Source organism: Clostridium sp. Cult1 (assembly GCF_021655095.1).
In the GTDB taxonomy this organism is placed as follows: domain Bacteria; phylum Bacillota; class Clostridia; order Tissierellales; family Tepidimicrobiaceae; genus Schnuerera.
The window spans coordinates 644,178-647,345 of sequence record NZ_PPXW01000001.1; the positions used below are offsets into that span (position 1 = coordinate 644,178).

At 35.6% G+C, this 3,168-nt stretch carries 3 protein-coding genes; all 3 read right to left on the minus strand.

The genetic code is table 11. The features are described 5' to 3' along the window. A partial coding sequence (locus tag C3E89_RS03065) for an S-layer homology domain-containing protein (protein ID WP_236911026.1) occupies nt 1-1,872 on the minus strand: 1,872 nt, incomplete at its 3' end. Between the two features lie 150 nt (nt 1,873-2,022). Continuing rightward, nucleotides 2,023-2,376, minus strand: a complete 354-nt coding sequence (locus C3E89_RS03070; RefSeq protein ID WP_025640748.1) for a Na-translocating system protein MpsC family protein — start codon at nt 2,374-2,376, stop codon at nt 2,023-2,025. A 573-nt stretch (nt 2,377-2,949) separates the two neighbouring features. Beyond that, nucleotides 2,950-3,168, minus strand: a 219-nt coding sequence (locus tag C3E89_RS03075; protein WP_236911027.1) for a hypothetical protein, incomplete at its 5' end; no start/stop codon positions are given.

The window sequence follows — 3,168 nt, forward strand, 5'->3', positions numbered from 1 at the left end:
GTCTTCACCATCCACGGTTACCTTGACATACCATTCTTTCCGTGTTTCGTTGTAGCGAGCAGCATAGTCTATCTCAGCGCCTTTTTCTTCCACAGGTTCTATGGCTGCTTCTACCGGCCCAACTACCTTTGATTTAGTTCCTGTATAGTTCCCAGTTCCCTTTACTTCAACCTTAATCCACTTACCTGCATCAGCCTCAGAAAGCGTATAAGTCTTATCTGTTGCTCCTGCAATGGCAACATATTCACCATCTTCAGCATCAGCCCTCATCCACTTATATGTGACTGTTGCCTTTTCTGGTGTTACTTTTGCTGTCAGTGTTTCTCCAACTTTAGCAACACCTTCCACACTAATAGCACTTACCAACTCTTCTTCTGCCTTTACCGTTACCACACAACTATCTTTCTTACTGCTATTCGCATCAGAGGTTGCTGTAATGGTAGCAGTCCCTGCTGCCTTTGCTGTTACTACTCCATTAGCTACAGTCGCTATACTTTCATCACTGGTTGTCCAATTAACCTTCTTATTAGTTGCATTATCAGGCTTAACTGTAGCTGTTATCTTACCTGTTTTTCCTACTGTCAATGTCATCGTCTTTGGGCTAACACTAACACCCGTTACAGCTACCTCATCATCCTTATCATCCCTGCGGCCTCCACCGCCACCACCACCGCCACCGCCTCCTGCGGAAGATGCTGGCTCTGGCTTTGGTTTATCCTTCTTAACTTCTGTTACCTTCCCATCCTCAACTTTTACTTCCTTCCCTTTCCCGACTACTTCATCATTTACCTTTACATCCTCTTTGGAAACTATAGACTCAATCTTACCTTTTGCTTTTATTTCTGTATCCCTAGCTTCTACTTCTACTTTTCCTATTTCTGCTCCCTTTTCTATTTCAATATTTGATTTTTCTGTTACTTTTATGGAATCGACCTTTACTCCTTCTTTTACAACCAGTTTAGTACCACTTTCTATAGCTATATATTCTATTATAGTTTCTCCTTCTAATACTACCCTTATATCTCCAGCATCTTTGTTGATTACGATTTCACCTAGTTTAGAATGTCTTATAATTATACTGTTTTCTCCCCCACCTCTAACATAGGTGCTACCTTCTACTACTACATTGTCTAGTATAATATCCCCTTCTCCAATTCCTTCTACTAGATATAAGTCACCTTTTATCTTCATATCTTTTAATTCTACATTAGAAGTATTTACCAGTACATTTCCTGCTGCATCATCTGAATACTCCCCTGCAAGGTTTATTATATTTCCACTGGCATTGGTGATTATCTTTACGGCTTCTGCCCTTGTAATTGGGTTTGTTGGTCTAAATGTGTTGTCTGAATAGCCGGATATATAGCCTTTATCCTTTAATATGCTTACATATCCTTTAGCCCAATCCCCTATTTTGGAACTATCTGCAAAGTTATTTGCGGATTTTGATTTAGTTTCATCTAAATCAAATACCATGCCCATAATCTTAGATACTTCTTGTCGGGTAATAGGGTTATTTGGTTTTATGGTTCCATCATTATATCCCCCTATATATCCAGCTTTAGTAGCTTTCCGGATTTCATCATAAAACCAATCTCCCTCTTTTACATCGCCAAATTTAGCTTCTGCTTTTTCTGAATATCCAAATATATTGTTGATTATTTTAATGAATTCAGCCCTTGTAATACTCTGATCTGGTCTAAAGTTCCCATCAGAATAGCCTGATACTACCTCCTTTCCTATTAGATATTGAATTTCTTCTTTTGCCCAGTGGCCTAAAATATCTGTTTCTTCACCAAAGGCAAAAGTCCCTAATGGTAATATCATTACTGCAACCAATAGCAATGATATACCTTTTTTGAATCTGTTCATCAGCTTTCTCCTTTCCTTTGTTATTTTAGTAAGTTTATGTTTAGATAAAAAAAGCCACAATTATCCAAGGTCTCTCTTGAACAATTGTGGCTTGAATCCAGCTACAGTTATACTGTTTCCTTCAACCTGCCTTATTTAGTTGCTCCTAATCTACTCTATTATAAAAGCACAACATAAACTATCATCAAATATATTCAAATCCATATAAAAGCTGCTAACCTTTGCATCTATATTATTATCTACTATTTTTAAAAGCTCTGCCTTTGTATTGTGTAATATTCTTTTTCTTGAGGCTTGTATCAAATATTCTCCACATATATCCCCTGTTAAATTCTTCTCCAGCGGTGTTAAAATATCTTTGCAATGGATAGTTATACAATTTTCAGATGTATATACTCTAGCTAAACTAGGGCCTTTATCGAAGTATTTAGCCATAAATGATTTAAATGAGTCTTCAATATCTTTTTTAACCCCATTATCTATAGCTCTGCAGCTATTATCCATAATACCATCCCCCTAACTTGTAGCCTATTTCATTTTAGGCACCTAATATTCCTGATCTTAAGGTGTGAATGATATTATTATAGATTCTATGTATGTACAGCTACTCTTTTATAGATTGTTCCCATAATGCCTATAGTAGTAAGTGCCCATGCTTTTATAGTCCTATATTCCTATATTATTTATTATAGCAAATAAACTTTCATATTTCAAACTATTAATGGTAGGGATAGTGTCAAGTTGTTGTTGGAAAACAATTAATATTAATTTTATTCTATCAAAATTAGAAACCATCGCATTTAAACAATGTAATATCTTGCTAACTAGTATTTGTTTACTCAAAAATATTGATACTCATCTTTTTATTCTGAATTCTCGCCACCATTGACAACCCAAACATAAATGCTATTGGTTTATCACACTAAGGCGAAAAACTCAAAGCAAGCTATATTCCTTGCCTTAGTGTTAGAACATTTTAGCATTTACTTATTGGTTTATCAATGGCAAGCCCTACGGGTGGCTGGCATCCAACTCAGGCTCTAAATCTAAAGCAAGCTATGTTAGGTTGTACTCCAATCAAAAGCTTGAATTACTAAGCATGTTTTTAAGCCATCTACCTTCTGTTTTTGTTATGTATGGCATATCTATCATTATATCTGGATCAATATTGTTGTAGGTTCTTTTTACTCTATTTACTACTCTTTTATCAAGTTCTAATATTCTTTCTTCATTTTTCTTTTCGATTCTTTGATTCCTATAATATTCTTTAATGCTTCCACCATTGGCTTTATATGC